17 protein-coding genes are annotated in these 17,173 nt (G+C 69.6%); 5 read left to right on the plus strand and 12 right to left on the minus strand.

Annotation, left to right across the window (positions count from 1 at the left end; translation table 11 throughout):
• Positions 1–925 precede the first annotated feature (925 nt).
• Positions 926–1,876: a hypothetical protein gene (locus ACOJUJ_RS26115; RefSeq protein ID WP_420129868.1), complete on the plus strand. Its 951-nt coding sequence runs from the start codon at positions 926–928 to the stop codon at positions 1,874–1,876.
• A gap of 114 nt (positions 1,877–1,990) precedes the next feature.
• On the opposite strand, the gene ACOJUJ_RS26120 is transcribed toward ACOJUJ_RS26115, so the two are convergent.
• The 12 genes from ACOJUJ_RS26120 to ACOJUJ_RS26175 form a co-directional block, all read right to left on the minus strand.
• Positions 1,991–3,073, minus strand: a complete 1,083-nt coding sequence (locus tag ACOJUJ_RS26120) for a DUF3667 domain-containing protein (RefSeq protein WP_420129869.1) — start codon at positions 3,071–3,073, stop codon at positions 1,991–1,993.
• 465 nt (positions 3,074–3,538) lie between these two features.
• Positions 3,539–4,156 carry a class I SAM-dependent methyltransferase gene (locus ACOJUJ_RS26125; RefSeq protein WP_420129870.1) on the minus strand — a complete coding sequence of 206 codons (618 nt, stop codon included), beginning with the start codon at positions 4,154–4,156 and terminating at the stop codon, positions 3,539–3,541.
• An 88-nt stretch (positions 4,157–4,244) separates the two neighbouring features.
• Complete coding sequence (locus ACOJUJ_RS26130) at positions 4,245–4,454, minus strand: hypothetical protein (protein WP_420129871.1); 210 nt, start codon at positions 4,452–4,454, stop codon at positions 4,245–4,247.
• 439 nt (positions 4,455–4,893) lie between these two features.
• Positions 4,894–5,640 carry a lysophospholipid acyltransferase family protein gene (locus ACOJUJ_RS26135; protein ID WP_420129872.1) on the minus strand — a complete coding sequence of 249 codons (747 nt, stop codon included), beginning with the start codon at positions 5,638–5,640 and terminating at the stop codon, positions 4,894–4,896.
• A gap of 411 nt (positions 5,641–6,051) precedes the next feature.
• Positions 6,052–6,414 carry a TraR/DksA family transcriptional regulator gene (locus ACOJUJ_RS26140; RefSeq protein WP_420129873.1) on the minus strand — a complete coding sequence of 121 codons (363 nt, stop codon included), beginning with the start codon at positions 6,412–6,414 and terminating at the stop codon, positions 6,052–6,054.
• Between the two features lie 222 nt (positions 6,415–6,636).
• On the minus strand, positions 6,637–6,954 hold the full coding sequence (locus ACOJUJ_RS26145) for an XdhC family protein (RefSeq protein WP_420129874.1): 318 nt from the start codon (positions 6,952–6,954) through the stop codon (positions 6,637–6,639).
• A gap of 159 nt (positions 6,955–7,113) precedes the next feature.
• Positions 7,114–7,524, minus strand: coding sequence for a hypothetical protein (locus ACOJUJ_RS26150; protein WP_420129875.1), 411 nt, complete (start codon positions 7,522–7,524; stop codon positions 7,114–7,116).
• Positions 7,525–8,225: 701 nt separating this feature from the next.
• Positions 8,226–9,272, minus strand: coding sequence for a hypothetical protein (locus tag ACOJUJ_RS26155; RefSeq protein ID WP_420129876.1), 1,047 nt, complete (start codon positions 9,270–9,272; stop codon positions 8,226–8,228).
• A 6-nt stretch (positions 9,273–9,278) separates the two neighbouring features.
• Positions 9,279–10,334 (minus strand): hypothetical protein, encoded by a 1,056-nt coding sequence (locus ACOJUJ_RS26160; protein WP_420129877.1) that lies wholly within the window; start codon positions 10,332–10,334, stop codon positions 9,279–9,281.
• Positions 10,335–10,392: 58 nt separating this feature from the next.
• On the minus strand, positions 10,393–11,442 hold the full coding sequence (locus ACOJUJ_RS26165; RefSeq protein WP_420129878.1) for a hypothetical protein: 1,050 nt from the start codon (positions 11,440–11,442) through the stop codon (positions 10,393–10,395).
• 106 nt (positions 11,443–11,548) lie between these two features.
• A complete protein-coding gene (locus tag ACOJUJ_RS26170) occupies positions 11,549–12,388 on the minus strand; it encodes an XdhC family protein (RefSeq protein ID WP_420129879.1) in 840 nt (279 codons plus the stop codon).
• Positions 12,385–12,975 carry a nucleotidyltransferase family protein gene (locus ACOJUJ_RS26175; RefSeq protein ID WP_420129880.1) on the minus strand — a complete coding sequence of 197 codons (591 nt, stop codon included), beginning with the start codon at positions 12,973–12,975 and terminating at the stop codon, positions 12,385–12,387. Before ACOJUJ_RS26175 ends, ACOJUJ_RS26170 begins: the two co-directional genes overlap by 4 nt.
• Positions 12,976–13,309: 334 nt before the next feature.
• Here ACOJUJ_RS26175 and ACOJUJ_RS26180 point away from each other — a divergent pair, with 334 nt between their 5' ends.
• The 4 genes from ACOJUJ_RS26180 to ACOJUJ_RS26195 all read left to right on the plus strand — a co-directional run bounded on the left by ACOJUJ_RS26180 (position 13,310) and on the right by ACOJUJ_RS26195 (position 17,173).
• Positions 13,310–13,531, plus strand: a complete 222-nt coding sequence (locus ACOJUJ_RS26180) for a hypothetical protein (protein ID WP_420129881.1) — start codon at positions 13,310–13,312, stop codon at positions 13,529–13,531.
• Positions 13,532–13,744: 213 nt separating this feature from the next.
• Entirely contained in the window at positions 13,745–13,924 is a 180-nt protein-coding gene (locus ACOJUJ_RS26185) for a hypothetical protein (protein WP_420129882.1), read from the plus strand.
• Between the two features lie 238 nt (positions 13,925–14,162).
• Positions 14,163–14,660, plus strand: a complete 498-nt coding sequence (locus ACOJUJ_RS26190; protein ID WP_420129883.1) for a (2Fe-2S)-binding protein — start codon at positions 14,163–14,165, stop codon at positions 14,658–14,660.
• Positions 14,657–17,173: a xanthine dehydrogenase family protein molybdopterin-binding subunit gene (locus ACOJUJ_RS26195; RefSeq protein WP_420129884.1), complete on the plus strand. Its 2,517-nt coding sequence runs from the start codon at positions 14,657–14,659 to the stop codon at positions 17,171–17,173. Before ACOJUJ_RS26190 ends, ACOJUJ_RS26195 begins: the two co-directional genes overlap by 4 nt.

Here is a 17,173-nt window from a genome sequence, read left to right on the forward strand (position 1 = left end):
CCCCTCACCCCCGGCCCCTCTCCCGCAAACTGCGCGGGAGAGGGGTGACGCGAAATTCCGGCTGCGGAGCGTCGGAGCGGGCGGCGCTTGGACGTGCATCGAACTGGCGTCGGCGGTGTGCCCCTCCCCCGGCCCCTCCCCGTTCGTTCCTCACGGAGAGGGGAGAACCCGATCTCGCCTCGTTTTTCCCAAGCACACCGCAGGTTCGGTCCACCCCACCCCTCCCCCGAAGTTGGGGGAGGGGTCGACGGCCGTTGCGAGGAACGAGCAAAAGGCCCGTCGGGGGAGAGGGCCCGTCGGGGCGGTGGCGCTTGGACGTGCATCGAACTGGCGCCCGGCGGTGTGCCCCTCCCCCGGCCCCTCCCCGTTCCTTCCTCACGGAGAGGGGAGAACCCGGTCCCGCTTCGACCGTCTCCGGGGCACACCCCACTCGCCGTGCGCACAACCCCTCCCCCGAAGTTGGGGGAGGGGTCGACGGCCGTTGCGAGGAACGAGCAAAAGGTACGTCGGGGGAGAGGGCCCGTCGCGGCGGGTGGCGCTTCGACGTGCATTGAACTGGCGTCGGCGGTGTGCCCCTCACCCGCGGGCGCAGGCTCCCGCATCGCTCGCGGCCACCCTCACCCCTGTGCGGCCCGGCAGCGGCGCGATGGACGAGCATCGCCAGCACGCAGACGTGTCCCTCGAGTAGCCACGCTATCCGGAGATGCAAATAGCCAGTAGTGTCGATCTCATTGGGCCTTGACAATCAATACGTAATCCGTCAAACTCTTCGCAGGGAACTTTTGTTCCGGGTGGGTTGCACCCTGGCACGCCATGCAACCATGGGCTCTGGTCCGGAGCCGACAGCGGGAGAATGGCCGCTCCCGTCCTCCTGCCGTGTCGCTGTGAGCACGGCACACTCCTCCCCCTCTTCTGGAAGCGACTCATGTATTTAAAGACGATTCTTATCGGGATGGTCCTGGCTGTATCCACGGTTCTGACTGGATGTAGCGATTTCGAGAGCGTGACCAGCCCGACCGCGGAGATGACGGCACCGACGTCGAAGATCGACCCGGTGACCGGTGAGATGGTGGCCCTCAATGCCCCCACCGCGGATCGTGTCTACACCTTCTACACGAAGCCGATCAACGCCACGCTGCAGCCGAACTCGTGCGATCCCACATACGATCCCTACTGCACTCCGTGCGATCCCACGTACGATCCCTACTGCACGCCGTGCAACCCCTACTACGATCCCTACTGCACTCCGTGCGACCCCATTTACACCTGGGGGTGCGAGCCCTGTCCGCGCGATGATCCCAGTGCATGGTGCTACGTTCCTCCCTGCACCACCCCATCGATCATCGACACGTACACGGCGGTGAATACGGGTAATCGGCCCTGGGACAGCCTTGAAGCCAGCGGGAACGGGTGGACTTCCTGCGGCGGGTACCTGGTGCTGATCGGGATCGGGATGCGGATGAGTGGAGACGAAGACATCACGACGCTCCACCTGAAGTTCCAGCGAATCTACGAGGATGGTACGTTCGGGCCTACCGAGCTGCGGCGCTATGGAACGAACCCCACGCACGCCCTCGAGGTGTATGCCGAGGCGCTTCCGGGGGAGGCGATCGTGGGCGTCGGGGCGGGAACGCAGAGCACGGAGCGTATTCGCACGCTTCGTATCTGGAAGCGTCCGATCGGATGGACAGGGAGCGCCGTCCGCACCAGCGGCAGCATCACGGCGGAAGGGTTTGGCTACTCCCCGTACGGTGTGCTCGACACTTCGTACGTGATCCCTCTGGCCAACACGAGCGAGGTATACGTCGGGCTCGGCGCCACTACGTACAACGAGCGGGTAACCACGCTCAGCCACCTCATCGGCACCCTGAAGTAAGCCGGAGCGAAGCTTGCCCGGAAGCGAAGAGGCCCGCCGGGAGGGATTCCCGCGGGCCTCTTGTCTTTTGGTGAAGGCGCGTCGGCGAGCGCGCGACGGGGCCTTCCGCACGCTCTACAGCGAAAGCGCCGTCATCAGCACCGTGGCGGTGACGCCAAAGACCAGCAGGAACGAGTACAGCACGCCCAGCGTCACATACTTCACGAAGGTGCGGACGATCCCCTGCCCGTAGACGTTCTTGAGCGCCAGGAACAGGTAGACCATCAGCCAGATGCTCAGCAATCCGTTCAGCACGGGGCTGCGCGCCAGCATGAGCATGGCGCCGGTAAGGAAGGTGAACGCGTGCACGTGCAGCGCAAAGACAAAGTGCTCCACGTAGAACCGCTTGCGGCGCGCGTACAGGATCTTCAAGAGCAGCGCGAACAGGGGCATCATCACGAACACGCCGGCGGGCGCGTTTTCCTCGAACGCTTCGATCAGCGTCCGCATTGCCTCGCGCTTGGGCATGGCGTTCAGCCGGTCCTCGGTGCTCTTCATCCGCTGCGCCAGCGGCTTGAACAGCTGCGGCACCTGCTCGGGATTGGGGCCAAACTGGATGTTGCCGTGGCCGTGATCCGCGCGCGCCCTGGTCACCGCGGTCGCCAGGCGCACGGTGTCTTCGCCGTTGCGGCGCGCGTGCGCCAGCAGAACGGAATCGGCGATGCGGGCAGTGCGGACGGAGTCCGCGCCCGTGTCGCCGTCCTGCAGCGAGATCATCTTGCCGGGATCGGCAACAAAGGGAAGGATGACGAAGAACAGCAGCGAGCTCACCAGGTACAGCCGGAAAGGCGGCACGTAGCGCACGATGCGGCCCTGCACGTACTCGCGCGTCAGCTTTCCCGGGCGGAAGAAGAGGGCGAACAGCGTGCGGGGCAGGGTGGAGTTCACCGAAAGCTGGTCCTCCAGCGCCTCCCCCAGCATCCGGCGCAGCGAGATGCGCACGTCCACCTTTCGCTGGCCGCAGCGGGGGCAGAACATGCCCACCGTCTGGTCGCCGCAGTTAAGGCACGGGCGCTCCGGCGTCCGGCGCGATTCGCTGCGGTGCCACCAGCGGCGCTTGCGGACCGGCTCCGGTTCGGGTTTCGGCGCCGACGCCTGCTGCCCGGCGGGCGGCGGCGGGGACGTGCCGGGAGCGGCGGATGAAAAGGGATTGATCAAGCGACTTCCGTACGGCGGGTAGAAACGTGTCGGGCAAGATGGGATGTCGCGGCTAAGCGGGACAGGCGGCGGTGCGGTGCCGGGACAACATCGTCGGTATCGCAACCATGCGCGATGATGACTCTTGAGAATCTGAACCGGCGACGTGCCGCCCGCCTGCAGGAGCGAATCAATTCGCCGCTACAACTGCACAAAGTCCACCTTCGTGGACTCGGCGGCCCGGCCGTGTGCGGCATTCCATGCACCGGCGCGTGCGCAACCGGAGGATCACCGGATCAGATTCGCAATCGTCATCATTCGCGGCTGGGACAACGCAATGTCCGCCTGTGCGGATGGTTGTGCCGGCGGAAGGTGAGTGCCGCGCGACGCCGTCGCGCAGGCGTGGCTTGCGGGGCTTTCCGCAGTTGTTGCGGCAAGTTTACTCGCTCACCCTGCCGGGCTCCCGGTGACGGGCCCGGCCCAGCCTCACCCCGGCTTTCGCAGCAGCGCGATGGAGAAGAATCCGCCCTTGCCGGCGGGCTCCTGGTGCTCAAGGCGCAGGCCGCCGGCTTCCACCAGCGGGCCCAGCTTGCGGGTGATCTCCGTGGCGACCACGCTGGCCACCAGGTTGGCCGCGCGCCGGCCCAGGGAGGGCTGGCGCGCGTCGGGCACCCACTTGTCGAACACCACCGCACGTCCGCCGGGCTTCAGCACGCGCGCGGCCTCGCGGACGGCGGCCACCGGATCCGGCACGACCGCCAGGATCAGGTGCAGCACCACCGCGTCGAAGCTGGCGTCGGGAAAGTCCAGCGCCTGCGCGTCCATCACCCGCGCGTCCACGCTGCGCCCCAGCGCCTGCGCCCGAAGCCGCGTGCGCTCCACCATCGCGGGCGTAAGGTCCGTCGCCACCACCCGCGCGTCGGCCGGCAGAAAGGCCAGGTCTGCGCCCGTCCCGCATCCATCGACCAGAATCCGTTCGCCCGGCCGCGCCGCCAGCAACTCCATCGACCGCCGCCGCTGCGGGCGGAACCCGGCCACGCGGTCGTACAGCGGCGCCAGCAGCGTGTAGCGTACGCGGTTCCAGCCAAGCGTGTTGAAGGGCATGGATGCCAAGGGAGGCACGATACGGCGGAACGGTTGGTGACGAGGTGCAGAATCTCGCGTCCCGGCCCGCCGCTTGGCAACCCGCTCGTCACGCGCGCTGCCGTGTCTTGCGACGTCCGGGAGGCGCGATCCGGTGCGGGCCAGGGCCGGTGGGATCCTCCGGATGCCTGAACCGGATCCCCGCTGGCGGCTGACCGAAACTGAAGTAGATCCGGTCGCGAAACAGCCACAACGCAAGGATCAAAATCCCGGCTGCTCCTCCGGTCTTGCTCAACCATGTCAGCATCTCGGGACTCATCAGGTAACCTCCAACGGGGTTTGGGCGTCGCTGCCCGCCGTGAACGCTACGCGTGTGGCACCGCACGATCAAGATTTTTCCTCTCCCCCTCACCAGCACCCGGCTGAAAACGGATGGTGCCGATGCATCTGTTTCATCTGCAGCAAGTTGCGAGATCTGTACGGCCGGACCCAGTCAACAGCGAAACGTCGATGCACCCTTTTGTTTCGTAGAACTGCACCAGGAACGACCCGTCGTGCAGCCAATACAGCTGTGAGATCGCGGAAAAGCGTTCTCCCCACTCGCGGAACGCCACCAGCGTAGGTCCGGGCCTGCCTCCGGATAGGGATCCTCTATCCCCTGTGGAACAGGTAAATCGTATCACCAAAAGCAAATAGGCCTGCTGCGGATTCACCGCAACAGGCCACGTGCAACCCTCCGAGAAATCCAACCGCTGTCTCTACGCCGTCTGCAGTTCCCGCAGCAGTGTGGCGCGGGCTTCGGCGATGGCGCCCCGGACGCGCTCGCGCAGGGCGGGGACGTCGGCCAGGGTAAGGCCGGTGGTCTCGATCGGCTCCAGCACGCGGGCGACGGCGGTCGCGCGGCCCACCATCCACGAGCCCTTGGTGATGGCCGCGCGCGTCCCCGCCACGGCGATGGGCAGGATGGGGCAGCCGGTTTCCACCGCCAGGCGGAACGCGCCGTCGTGGAACTTCTGCAGCTGCCCGTCGGCGCTGCGGGTGCCCTCGGGCATGATCATCACCGATACGCGCTTGGCCAGGCGGTCCCTGCACGCCTCCAGCGCCGCCGCGCGGCTGGTCACGTCGCCGCGGCGCACCGCCACGTCGCCCGCCATCCGCATCATCCACCCCATCACCGGGATCTTGAAGATGGATTCCTTGCTCAGGAACTTCATCTCCCACGGCAGGTGCGAGAGCAGAAAGATGTCGGCGAACGACTCGTGGTTGGCCACGGCCACGTACGGGCGGCGCGGGTCGTGGATGCGCACGCCCGTGGTGCGGAACCGCCACATGGGGTTCAGCTTGGTGCACACCACCGCCGCGCGGCGAAACCAGCGGCCCACCGTGTAGCGGCCGGGGTCGCGCGTGGCGGTCAGCACGTACAGAAAGGCCAGCCAGGGTACCCAGAACAGGGCCACCAGGCTTACGCTCACCCACACCCACAGGGAAATCAGGCGCTTCAACATGACCATTCCGGCTTGCGGCGTTCATCCCTCGGGGTGGAGGGCGGACTGCATACACCGCACCGCGAAATCGGATCGGGGGGGCGAGGGGAAGGGAATAGGGAATAGGGAATAGGGAATAGGGGATAAGGGATAGGGGATAGGGGATAGGGAATAAGGGATAGGGGATAGCGGGAACGGCAACGGGGCGGCGGGGGCGGGGGCGAAGCAAACGACGACGGCCCGCGAACGGGAGGTTCGCAGGCGGAGTGGAAACGTTTTCTGGAGATCCGGCGGATGGCTGGGCGGCGGGACGCGCGATGGAGCCGGAAGGGCAGCCCGGGAATCTTCAGGGAGCCTGCGCGGCGGATGCGCCGTTCCGCAGGCTATTCCCTATTCCCTGTTCCCTGTTCCCTATTCCCTGCGGTTACCCGCCTACGCCCGGCAGGCGCACGTGCTGCAGGCCAGCGTCTCCGGGTAGATCATCAGCCGCTCCATGGGGATCGGCCCGCCGCAGCCGTTGCAGGCGCCGTACGTGCCCTCTTCCAGGCGGCGCAGCGCGGCCACGATCTGCTCCAGCTGCACCTGCTCGCGGGCGGCCAGCGTCTTGGTAAGGCCCTGGCTCTGCAGCGCCTCCACCCGCGACAGGCGGCCCACCGTGTCCTGCTCCAGGTCGCGCGGGCGCGCCGCGGCGCCGTTGGCCTTCATGCTGCGCTCCAGCTTGGTCAGGGATCGCAGGAGCTCGTCACGGATCATGTCGCGCTGCTCGGGAGCCAGCGGCTGCTGTACTGCGGTCATGCGTTGGTCCTTCCCCATACAGGGGGTTTGGGGGTAGTGCTCGCGAAGCGGGGCCGGCGCAACGGTGCGGCCGGCCGGGTCCGGATCGTCGGGTGGATGTGGATGTCGGCTCGGAAGGTCAGGTGCCGGGGACGGGGTCCGCGACGGTGCTGGATCCGTGGGTTGTCGGCTGGCTGAACGTGTGGGTCCCGCCGGCAAAGGCGATGGATGAAATGCGCGGCGTCACACGCGCTCCAGGAACACGTCAAACACCCCGCCACAGACGGCGGGGCTCCATGAAAAAAGGTCTTCCGTAAGGTCGATGCGCAGCAGCCGGGGGCGGCCGGTGGCGATCACGTCGGCCGCGGCCTCGATGACCTCTGCCTCGCCGCATCCGCCGCCCACCGTGCCCGTAAGCCCGCGTTCGGGGTCCACCAGCATCTTGCTGCCGATCCCCCGCGGCGTGGAGCCCCGCGACCGCACGATGGTCGCCAGCACCGCCGGCCTGCCCTCGTGCGCCGCCTGCTCCGCCGCCGCGAACACGGCCAGGTCTTCGCTCATCTGCTCCGCTCACTGGACGCGGGCGACGGTCCGTCCGTCACTCCTGCGACATTTGTTCCAGCGCGGCGACATCCGCCGCTCTCGCGCCGCAACCACTTTCCGTCCATCGACTTGCGGTATCCGGCCCGCTGTCCGAGCGGCTGCGTGGACACGATCAGGTCAACATTCCGAACGAAATCGCGCCGCTGAGACCGCCATGCGCGGCGGTTCGGGCACCGGAAGGTCTGGCAGCCGGTCGGCGATGGACGCGATCTCCTCCGCCTCGCGCCACATCCCCTCCAGCATCGCCAGCTCGCCGTCCAGCGCGCGCCGCTCCGTCTCCTCGTGCAGCGCCATCTCCAGCGCCAGGCGAGACGCGGGGGTGCTCTCGAAGATCTCTCCCACCGGCGAAGCGGCGCCTTCGAACTCCGGCATCAGCACGCATCCGTCGCGGGCGGCGGCGCGCAGGTAGTCCTCCGGCGACCCGGCGGCGGCGATCCGCTCCACCCCCTCCAGCACGGCGTCGCGCCCCGCGCCCCGCGGGTTCGCGACCACCATCGCCCGGCTCAGCAGGTGCCGCGCCGGGGGCACCGGCAAGCAGGGTGGGGATGTGGACCACCCGCGCTCCGCCGGCCCGCGACCAGTCGTGGCGGTGCCGCAGCCCGGTGATGCGCACGCCGATTCCGCCGTCGTCCGTCACCATCATCCGCGCGCCGGCCAGGTGCTCCGGGAACACGGATACCGGGACGGGGATGTCGGCGTCGCGGGGAGTAAGGCGCATCACCGGCTGCGTGCCGCGTGCGACGCTCCAGATCCACCGTCCCAGGCCGCCGGCGACAACCGCCGCCCCGCCCACGACCGGCAGGATCCCCGCCCCGGGGACCAGGACCAGCCAGCCGAGCGCGCCCAGCGTCCCCAGCGGCGCCGCGACCCGCAGGTATCGCCTGCGCCGCTGCACCAGCGTTTCGCCGTAGCGCCACGCCGCCAGCTCGCCGGTAAGGGCCCGGCCCACGCGGACCAGCCGCGTTCCGTCCCGCAGCCTGGCGAGGCCGATGTTCTCGTGCTGCACGCGCGCGTGCGTGTCGCGGAACAGGCGCTCGGCGCTTTCGATCGCCTCCCAGCGCTCGTCGAGCGGCGCCAGGTTCCACCGCGCGCACGTTCCGCAGACCGCCCACAGCCGCCCCTTTTCCCGGTCGAACGCCAGTGACCGTCCGACGGGAAAGCGCTCGATGGAATCGTTGGATCCCAGCGCGGCCGAGCAGAAGATGCAGCTGCGGTACATCCGCTCCTCCTCAGCGAACCCGGCCCAGCCGCGGCGGCTCCGGCGCGGCGACGTCCGGCAGCCGGTCGGCAATGGCGGCGATCTCTTCCGCCTGGCGCCACATCCCCTGCAGCATGGCCAGCTCCCCGTCCATCGCGCGGCGCTCCTGCTCGTCGTGCACGGCCATCTCCAGCGCCAGCGCGCCGCGGCGGTTCAGCACGGCCGTGTCTTCCACGCGGTCCAGCCGCACAAACCCGCCCTTGCTAAGGGGAAGCCGCTCCGCCGCAACCCACTGCACGAACTCCGCGGGCGAGGCGAAACCCTCCAGCAGCCCTACCGCATCCATCACCTGCGGACGCCGCGGCCGCGCGTGGTTCACCAGCGGCACCGCCCTGGCCAGCAGCACCTGCGCCTCATCCCCACCCACGACCATCGTTTGCGGCGCGCGGCGGATGCGCCCCACCGCTTCACCGTCCGCGTGCGCCCCCAGCCCAAAGGGAAACTGCATCTCCACGCCGCCCGCTCCGTCCGGCGCCAGCGTGGCCGTTTCCAGGTGCCAGCGGCGGATGAGGAGCCCGCCGTGCCCCCGGTGGGCGCCCAGCCGGTGCATCACCCGCCTGCCGCGGAGGGAGCGGGCCGAGCCGCGCACGGTTTCGTCGAGCAGCGGCAGCAATCCCGGCACGGCGCCGATCGCCTCCCGCGCCACGTCTACCGCGGCGTCGCGCACGCCGCGCAGCCACGAGGCCGCGCCGCCCAGCCCACCGCCGTAGCGCCACACCGCCCGTTCCGCCGCCAGCGCCCGGCCAATGCGCACCAGCCGCGTGCCGTCGCCCAGCTTCGCCAGCCCGATGTTCTCGCGCTGGGCGCGCAGCCGCGTGTCGCGGAACAGCCGCTCGGCGTCCTCGATCGCCTCCCAGCGCTCCTCGATCGGCGCCAGGTTCCACCGCGCGCACCCGGGGCAGACCGCCCACAGCCGCCCCCGCGCCGCGTCGAACGCCAGGCTGCGGCCCACGGGAAAGCGCTCGACGGAATCGTTCGACCCCAGCGGCGCCGCGCAGAAGATGCAGCTGCGGTACATCGCCGGTCAGGCTCGAGCCGCGAGCCGCGGCGGCTCTGGATCGACGTCGGGCAGGCGGTCGGCGATGGCGGCGATCTGCTCAGCCTCGCGCCACGCCTCTTCCAGGGCGGCAAGGTCGCCGCGCAGGGCGTCGCGCTCCAGCTCGTCGTGTACGGCCATTTCCACGGCGAGCATGCGCACCCTCCGCAATCGGCCGTCCACGGCCGGGTCGTCCACCCGCATCCGCTCCGCGGCGGCGCGGCGCAGAAAGTCTTCCGCCGACCCTCTCGCCGCCAGCAGGGCGATCGCGGTCTGCACCGTACGGCGCGAGGCGCCGGGGGCGTTCAGCCGGACGGTTCCGCGGCGCAGCAGCGTTCGCGCATGCTCTGCGGGGAGCACCACCGGCTCGTCGCGCCATAGCACCTGCCCGGGCTCCTCCTGATACGGCGCGGGCACCTGCTGCTGCAGTTCCACGCTCACCTCACCGTGAAAGGTGAAGGCGAATCGCGCCTTTTGCAGCGACAGGGCGTTCGCGTCGATGCCCGTGTACCGAAGCAGCGGTTCGTCATCCACACGGGGGCGCCAGTCCGTAACCGTGTGCAGGAGCTGGGAGAGCGCGAAGCAGCCCACCCCCACCACCGCGGAGCCCGTGACCAGCACGCCCGCCGACGCGGTGACCACCCCAGCCCCCAGTACCATTCCGAAGCCGTAGCCCGTGCGGATGCCGGCCATGGCTCCGTAGATGGCGCGCCGGCGCAGCATGATCCTGCCGTAGCGCCACACCGCCAGCTCGCCCGGCAGCGCCTTTCCCACGCGCACCAGCCGCGTTCCATCCGCCAGCTTCGCCAGGCCCACGTTCTCGCTCTGAACCCGCAGGCGGGTATCGCGGAAGATGCGTTCGGCGTCCTCCACCGCCTCCCAGCGCTCCTCGATCGGCGCCAGGTTCCACCGCGCGCACCCGGGGCAGACGGCCCACAGCCGCCCCCGCGCCGCGTCGAACGCCAGGCTGCGGCCCACGGGAAAGCGCTCGACGGAATCGTTCGACCCCAGCGGCGCCGCGCAGAAGATGCAGCTGCGGTACATGACGGACGCCTCTCAGGCCGCCGGCGAGATGACGATGACCGCTCGCCCGTTCACCCGTTCACCCGTTCACCAGCCGCGGCGGCTCCGGCGCGGGAACGTCGGGAAGCGCGTCGGCGATCTCGGCGATCTCCTCCGCCTGGCGCCACGCCGCCTCCAGCGCGGACAGCTCGCCCTGCAGGGCGCGGCGCTCCGACTCGTCGTGCAGCGCCATCTCCAGCGCCAGCGCGCCCACGGGGGTCAGCTGCTGCTTCTCCATCCCCTCGCGCTTGCCCAGCACCCCGCCGCGCGCCGCCGCCTGCTTGAGGTACTCCTCGGCGGAGCGCGCGTGCTCGATCAGGCGCACGGCGTCGCCCACGCGATCGCGCGAGGCGCCCTTCTTGTTGACGGCCACCATCGCCCGGCTCAGCACCAGCCGCGCATCGTCGCCCGGCACCAGCACCTCCGTCCCCGTGCCGAACTTCATCCGTCCCCAGCCGTCCGTCTTGCGCTTCTCCCGGTCGATGTCGGGGATACGCAGGCCGATCTCGCCGCCGTCCGCCTGCGCCAGCCGCGCGCCCTGCACGTGCCAGCGGCGGATGGCCACCTCGCGCCCGGTGGGGGAAAGCGCCGCGGGGAGGCGGTGGATGACCTTGCGCGACTGCCGCTCCTCCCACCCCTGCGCGAACACGCTCCAGAAGCCGCCCAGCCCGGTTCCCACCCCCAGCGCCACCATGCCACCCAGCAGGACAAGGCCCGCCGTGGCCGTGGCCGCGCCGGCGATCATGTACTGGCGGCGGCGGCGCACCAGCTGGTCGCCGTAGCGCCACGCCGCCAGCTCGCCCGCCAGCGCGTCGCCCACGCGGATGAGCCGGGTGCCGTCCGGCAGCTTGCAGAGCCCGATGTTCTCCGACTGCACCCGCAGTCGCGAGTCGGTGAACCGCTTGTCGGCCTCCTCCACCGCCTCCCACCGCTCCTCCAGCGGCGCCAGGTTCCACCGCCCGCAACGCTGGCAGATGGCCCACAGCCGCCCCTTCCAGGCGTCGAACGCCACGCTGCGCCCCACGGGAAAGGCCTCTACGGCCTCGTTGGCGCCCAGGTTGGCGGAGCAGAAGATACACGTGCGATACATGGCCGGAAGGTACGAAAGTACGAGAGTACGAGAGTACGAAGGTACGAAGGTACGAAGGTACGAAGGTACGAAGGTACGTTTTCCGCTCCGCCGGCCGCGGCGCGTGTCAGCTCGCGTCCGTGTCCCGCTCCGGCGCGCGCAACCACCGTTCGGCGACGCGCTCCAGGTCGCGTAGCGGGCGGCCCGTGCCGCCGCGCAGCGCCATCACCAGCTCCGCCGCCACTGCGACCGCGATCTCCTCCGGCGTCTCCGCGCCGATGTCCAGGCCGATGGGCGCATGGACGGCGCGCAGCCGCTCGTCGCCAATGCCGTCGCGGGCCAGCTGCTCCAGCGCGGCCCGCGTGCGCCGCCGGCTGCCGATCATCCCCACGTACGCCGGCAGTTCCGGTCGATGCAGGACGTCGCGCAGCGCCTCGAAGTCGTACTTGTGGCCGCGCGTCACCAGCACCAGGTACGTCCGCGCGTTGATGCGCACGTCCCGAAACGGCTGGTCGAAGCGCGGCTGCCGGACCTCCGCCGCTTCGGGAAAGCGCTCGCGGGTGGCGAACTCCGGCCGGTCGTCCAGCACGGTGACGCGAAACCCCAGCATGGCCCCCAGCCGGCAGAGCGGACGCGCCACGTGCCCCGCCCCCACAATCACCAGCTCCGGCGGCGGATGGTGCGGCTCGGCGTACAGCGTGACGCCGTGCCCGTCCGCCTCAATCGACCGCGGCCCCGCCTTGCCGCCTTCCGCAAGGACGCCACGAGCCATACGGATGGCCGCGGCGTCAAGATTCGGGTCGCCCAGGGTGCCGGCGGACCGGTCGGCCCAGACGGACATCCGCGCTCCGTGGGGGGCGGCACCGTCGGGGGCATCCAGCACCGTGAGGGCAACGACAGGGGCGCCGCCCTCCAGCGCCTCGCGGGCGTGGTGGACGGCGTCCGCCAGGCTGAGCCTTTCAATCACGCGTTTTGCCGCCAGCGCCGGTATTCTTCCGGCGTGTCCAGGTCCGGGGGAAGCGCGTCCACGGGCACCTCGGCCAGGGCGGCGGCGTGGGCGTGGATCACGGTGCGCGCGCCCCGCGGCAGCCCCGGGCGCATCAGCTCCGCGAACACGCGGCGGTCAAAAAGCACCGGGTGCCCGTGCCGTCCGTCGCGCGCGGGAAGGGCGACGGGGGCGTCCGTACGCCGGTACGCGTCGATCACGGCACGTACGAGGGCGCCGGAGACGTCGGGGACGTCCACCGGCGCGACCACGGCCGCCACGGCCTCGGGGGGCAGCGACATCAGCCCGATGCGCAGCGAGTCGGCCTGCTCGGACTCGTTCGCCGGGTTTACGGCGATCCCCGCGTACAGCGCCGCCGCCTCTTCGGCGATGGTGCGCGCCGTCTCGTCGTCCAGCCGCGCGGTAACGACCACCACGTACGCGCAGCCGCCTTCCCGCAGCGCACGGACGGCGCGCCGCAGAAAGGTCTCGTCTCCCGCGACAAGCAGGGCCTTGGGCTCGCCCATACGCCGCGAACGGCCGGCGGCCAGCACAATTCCGCAGATCATCGGGAGAAGGCGCGGCGGGGCGCCGCAGGGTGGGTACCAGCGTACGAACGGACCATCCTCACGTTGAGTATGGCACCAATGGCTCGTGCCGTCAACCGTGTGGCGCCCAATGTTTTCAGACAGTTAGCTGGACGCCCGCTCTTTCCGGCGCCGGTCACTCGGAATGCGCGGCGCTCTTGCCCTGTTCCTGCCTCGCGCGGACTGCGTGCGCCCCCGGCGGACACGCAACGAGATCCCCGCCGTATTCCCGACAGGGATGATGTCGATGGAGCCGGTCTTGCATCGCCATCCATGTCCTTTCCGGATTTTCTTTACCTTTGCCGGGAGCGGTCCGATGAAAAAGATCAGACTGGATGTCGATGCCCTGCAGGTGACCTCGTTCGCGGCCGAGGCGGAGGCCCCCGAGGCGAGCGGCACGGTGGAAGGAAACCAGATTGGCACGCTGCGGTGTGCCACGCGCGCGTACGCCACCTCCCCGTGCGACACCTGCTACCAGGGAAGCTGCGCCGACTCCTGCGGCATCCCCAAAACCGGACAGAACTGTTACCCGTGCTAACGCCGCCGGCTGGCGGCAGATACCAGGAACGGGCTCCGGCGCAACACCGGAGCCCGTTCCTTTCGCACTCTCGCACTTTCGTAAGCGTCTGTCGATGCCGTCCTCGCGCCACCGCTGATACGATTGTTCGGGGCCACGGCCCGGACTATGCAAGGCGGAAGTGGATGAGGAAGCGGCGTTTACAGCGAATCCCGACTCTCCGGAGGATTGCAGATGTCAAGCAAGCGCGAGCTGATCGAGCCCAACGAGGGCGACAAGCGGTACATTCGCCGCGACGAGAACGGCCGCTTTACAGAGGACCAGGTGGACGTGGGCAAGTCGCTGGCGGCGGACCGGCGCCAGCACGCCAAGACCAAGTCCAAGCCTGGCCAGGGCGACAAGGGCGACCGCTGAGCGAAAGGGCCAGGTCGGATTCGGGGGGCGCGGAGATCTGATCTCCGCGCCCCCTCTTTTTGCGTGGTCCACTTGAAGACGGAACTTGCCAGATTCCGTCGAACGCGTGTTCGAAAAGCAGGCGCGCGTGCGTTGACCCTCCAGATGGCGCGGGTTAAGTTGCGAAGATGGTCAAACCCGCGCGGCGCGTGCACTTCCAGAAGGTGCGGGCGTCGTTCATCCACCGAAATCGGGGCTGATGAAGGACCTTCTCACCCTCAACGTAAACGGCGACACGCACGAGGTCGCGGTGCCCACCCACTGGAGCCTGCTCGAGGCGCTGCGCTACGCCGTGCAGCTTACCGGCAGCAAGCAGGGGTGCGACAAGGGTGACTGCGGCGCGTGCACGGTGTGGCTGGACGGCGTGCCCACGCTTTCCTGCATCACTCCCGTGTACGAGGCGGTGGGGCAGGACGTGCGCACGGTGGAAGGGCTGGTGGGGCTGCGCACGGGGCCGGGGGTGCCGCACCCGCTGCAGGACGCGTTCGACGTGTGCGGCGCGGCGCAGTGCGGCTTCTGCACGCCGGGGATTTTGATGAGTGCGGCGGCGCTGCTGGAGGAGAACACGGCCCCCACGCGCGACGAGATCAAGGACGCGCTGAGCGGCAACCTGTGCCGCTGCACCGGCTACACCAAGATCCTGGACGCGGTGGAGATGGCGGCGGCCACGCTGCGGGGCAGGGAGGTGGCGGCATGAACGCGGAACGGCAGGAGTTCGAGAGTGCCCGCGGCGGCGTTCCGCCCGACGAGCCCGAGGTCGCGGAGCGCGGCACCCCGGTCGTGGACCACGCGGAGTCGCACGCGGGCGAGCCCGTGGGCGAGCGGGTAAAGCTGTACGGCGACCGCGAGGAAAAGGCCAGGCCGCTGAACGTGCTGGGCCGGCGGATGCGCAAGACCGACGGGCTGGAGAAATCCACCGGCCGCGCGCGCTACACCGACGACCTGGTGCTGCCGGGGATGCTGCACGCCAAGATCCTGCGCTCCCCCCACCCGCACGCCCGCATCGTCTCCATCGACGCCTCCGCCGCGCTGGCGCTTCCCGGCGTGGCCGCGGTGGTCACCGGCGCGGAGATGCCCATCCCCTTCGGCATCATCGTCTGGACGCCGGACGAGAACGCGCTGGCCACGGACAAGGCGCGCTACATCGGCGACGCGGTGGCGGCGGTGGCGGCGGTAGATGAGGACACGGCCAACCGCGCGGTGGAGCTGATCCGCGTCGAATACGAGGTGCTGGAGGCGATCCTGGACCCGTTCGAAGCCGCGCGCCGCACCGACGTGCAGATTCACGAAGCCAAGAAGGCTGGGCACAACGGCAACATCAGCAAGATCGTCAAGCTGGACTTTGGCGAGGTGGAGCAGGGGCTGGCCGAATCGGACGTGGTGATCGAGGGCGAGTACTTTTTCGAGGGCACCACGCACACGCCCATCGAGCCGCACTGCGCGGTGGGGATGTGGGAGCAGGGCGGGGCGCCGGACGGGCGGCTGACGGTCTGGTCCAGCACCCAGGTGCCGCACTACCTGCACCGCGAGCTGGCCAGGGTGCTGGAGCTGGATCCGGCGAAAGTACGCGTCGTCCAGCCGCACGTGGGCGGCGGATTTGGCGGCAAGAGCGAGCCGTTCGACCTGGAGTTCTGCGTCGCGAAGCTCGCGATGAAGACGGGCCGGCCGGTGAAGATCCTCTACACCCGCGAAGAGGTGTTCTACGCCCACCGCGGGCGGCACCCGTTCCACATGACGTACCGCGTGGGCGCCACGGCGGACGGCAAGCTCACGGCGGTGGATGCCAAAACGCTGCTGGACGGCGGCGCGTACTCGTCGTTTGGCCTGGTCACGACGTACTACAGCGGCCAGCTGCTGGCGGCGCCGTACGAGATCCCGGCGTACCGCTTCAACTCCACCCGCGTCTTTACCAACAAGCCGGCGTGCGGGCCCAAGCGCGGCCACGGCAGCGTGCAGCCCCGCTTCGCCTTCGAGGTCACGCTCGACAAGCTGGCGGAGCGGCTGAACATCGACCCCATCGAGCTGCGGCGCCGCAACTTCATGGGCAGCTTCCGGCGCACGGTCAACGAGCTGCGCGTCACGTCCAACGGCTTCATGGAGTGCCTGGACGCCGTGGAGCGCGCCAGCGGGTGGAAGGAGCGGCGCGGCAAGCTGGGCTACGGCCGTGGGCTGGGCGTCGCGGGCTCGTGCTACATCAGCGGGACCAATTATCCCATCTATCCCAACCGGATGCCGCAGTCCGCCGTGCAGCTGCAGGTGGACCGCTCCGGCCGCGTGGCCGTCTTCTCCGGCGCGTCGGACATCGGCCAGGGGTCGACGTCGCTGGTGGCATACATCGTCTGCGAGGAGCTGGGGGTGCCGCTGGACTACGTGCGCGTGCTGCCCAGCGACACGGACTTTACGCCGGTGGACCTGGGCGCGTACTCGTCGCGCGTCACCTTTATGCTGGGCAACGCCTGCGTGGACGCGGCGCGCAAGCTCAAGGCGATGGTGCAGGACGCCGTGGGCGCGGAGTGGGGGATTCCGGCGAATCGCGTGCTGCTGGCCGGCGGCCGGGCGATGGACGGGCAGGACACGGGGCGCAACATCTCCATCGTCGAGGCGTTCAACCTGGCCGAGGCCAGGCACGGCACGCTGGGCAGCGTGGGCAGCTACAACACGCCGCGCGACGTGCACGGCGAGTACCGCGGCGGCACGATCGGCGCGTCGCCGGCGTACTCGTTCACCGCGCACGTGGCCGAGGTGGAGGTGGATGCCGAGACGGGGTTCGTGGAGGTGAAGAACATCTGGGTGGCGCACGACTGCGGACGCGCGCTCAACCCGCAGATCGTCGAGGGGCAGATGGAGGGCTCGGCGTACATGGGCTTTGCCGAGGCGCTGATGGAGCAGCACATCTTCAAGGACGCCGACCACGGCCGCGCCGGTCTGCACAACGCGCCATCGCTGCTGGATTATCGCATTCCTACCTCGCTGGACACGCCGGAGCTGCGCTCGCTGATCGTGGAGAGCATCGACCCGGAGGGCCCGTACGGCGCCAAGGAGGCCGGCGAGGGCCCGCTGCACCCCTCCATCCCCGCCATCGCCAACGCCATCTTCGACGCCGTGGGGGTGCGGATGGACTCGCTTCCCTTCTCGCCGCCGCGCATGTGGCGCGCGCTGCGGGACAAGGCGGCCGCGCAGGCTGAGCCCGAGCGCATCGCCGCGGACTGA

Source organism: Longimicrobium sp., assembly GCF_048594345.1.
Lineage (GTDB): Bacteria > Gemmatimonadota > Gemmatimonadetes > Longimicrobiales > Longimicrobiaceae > Longimicrobium.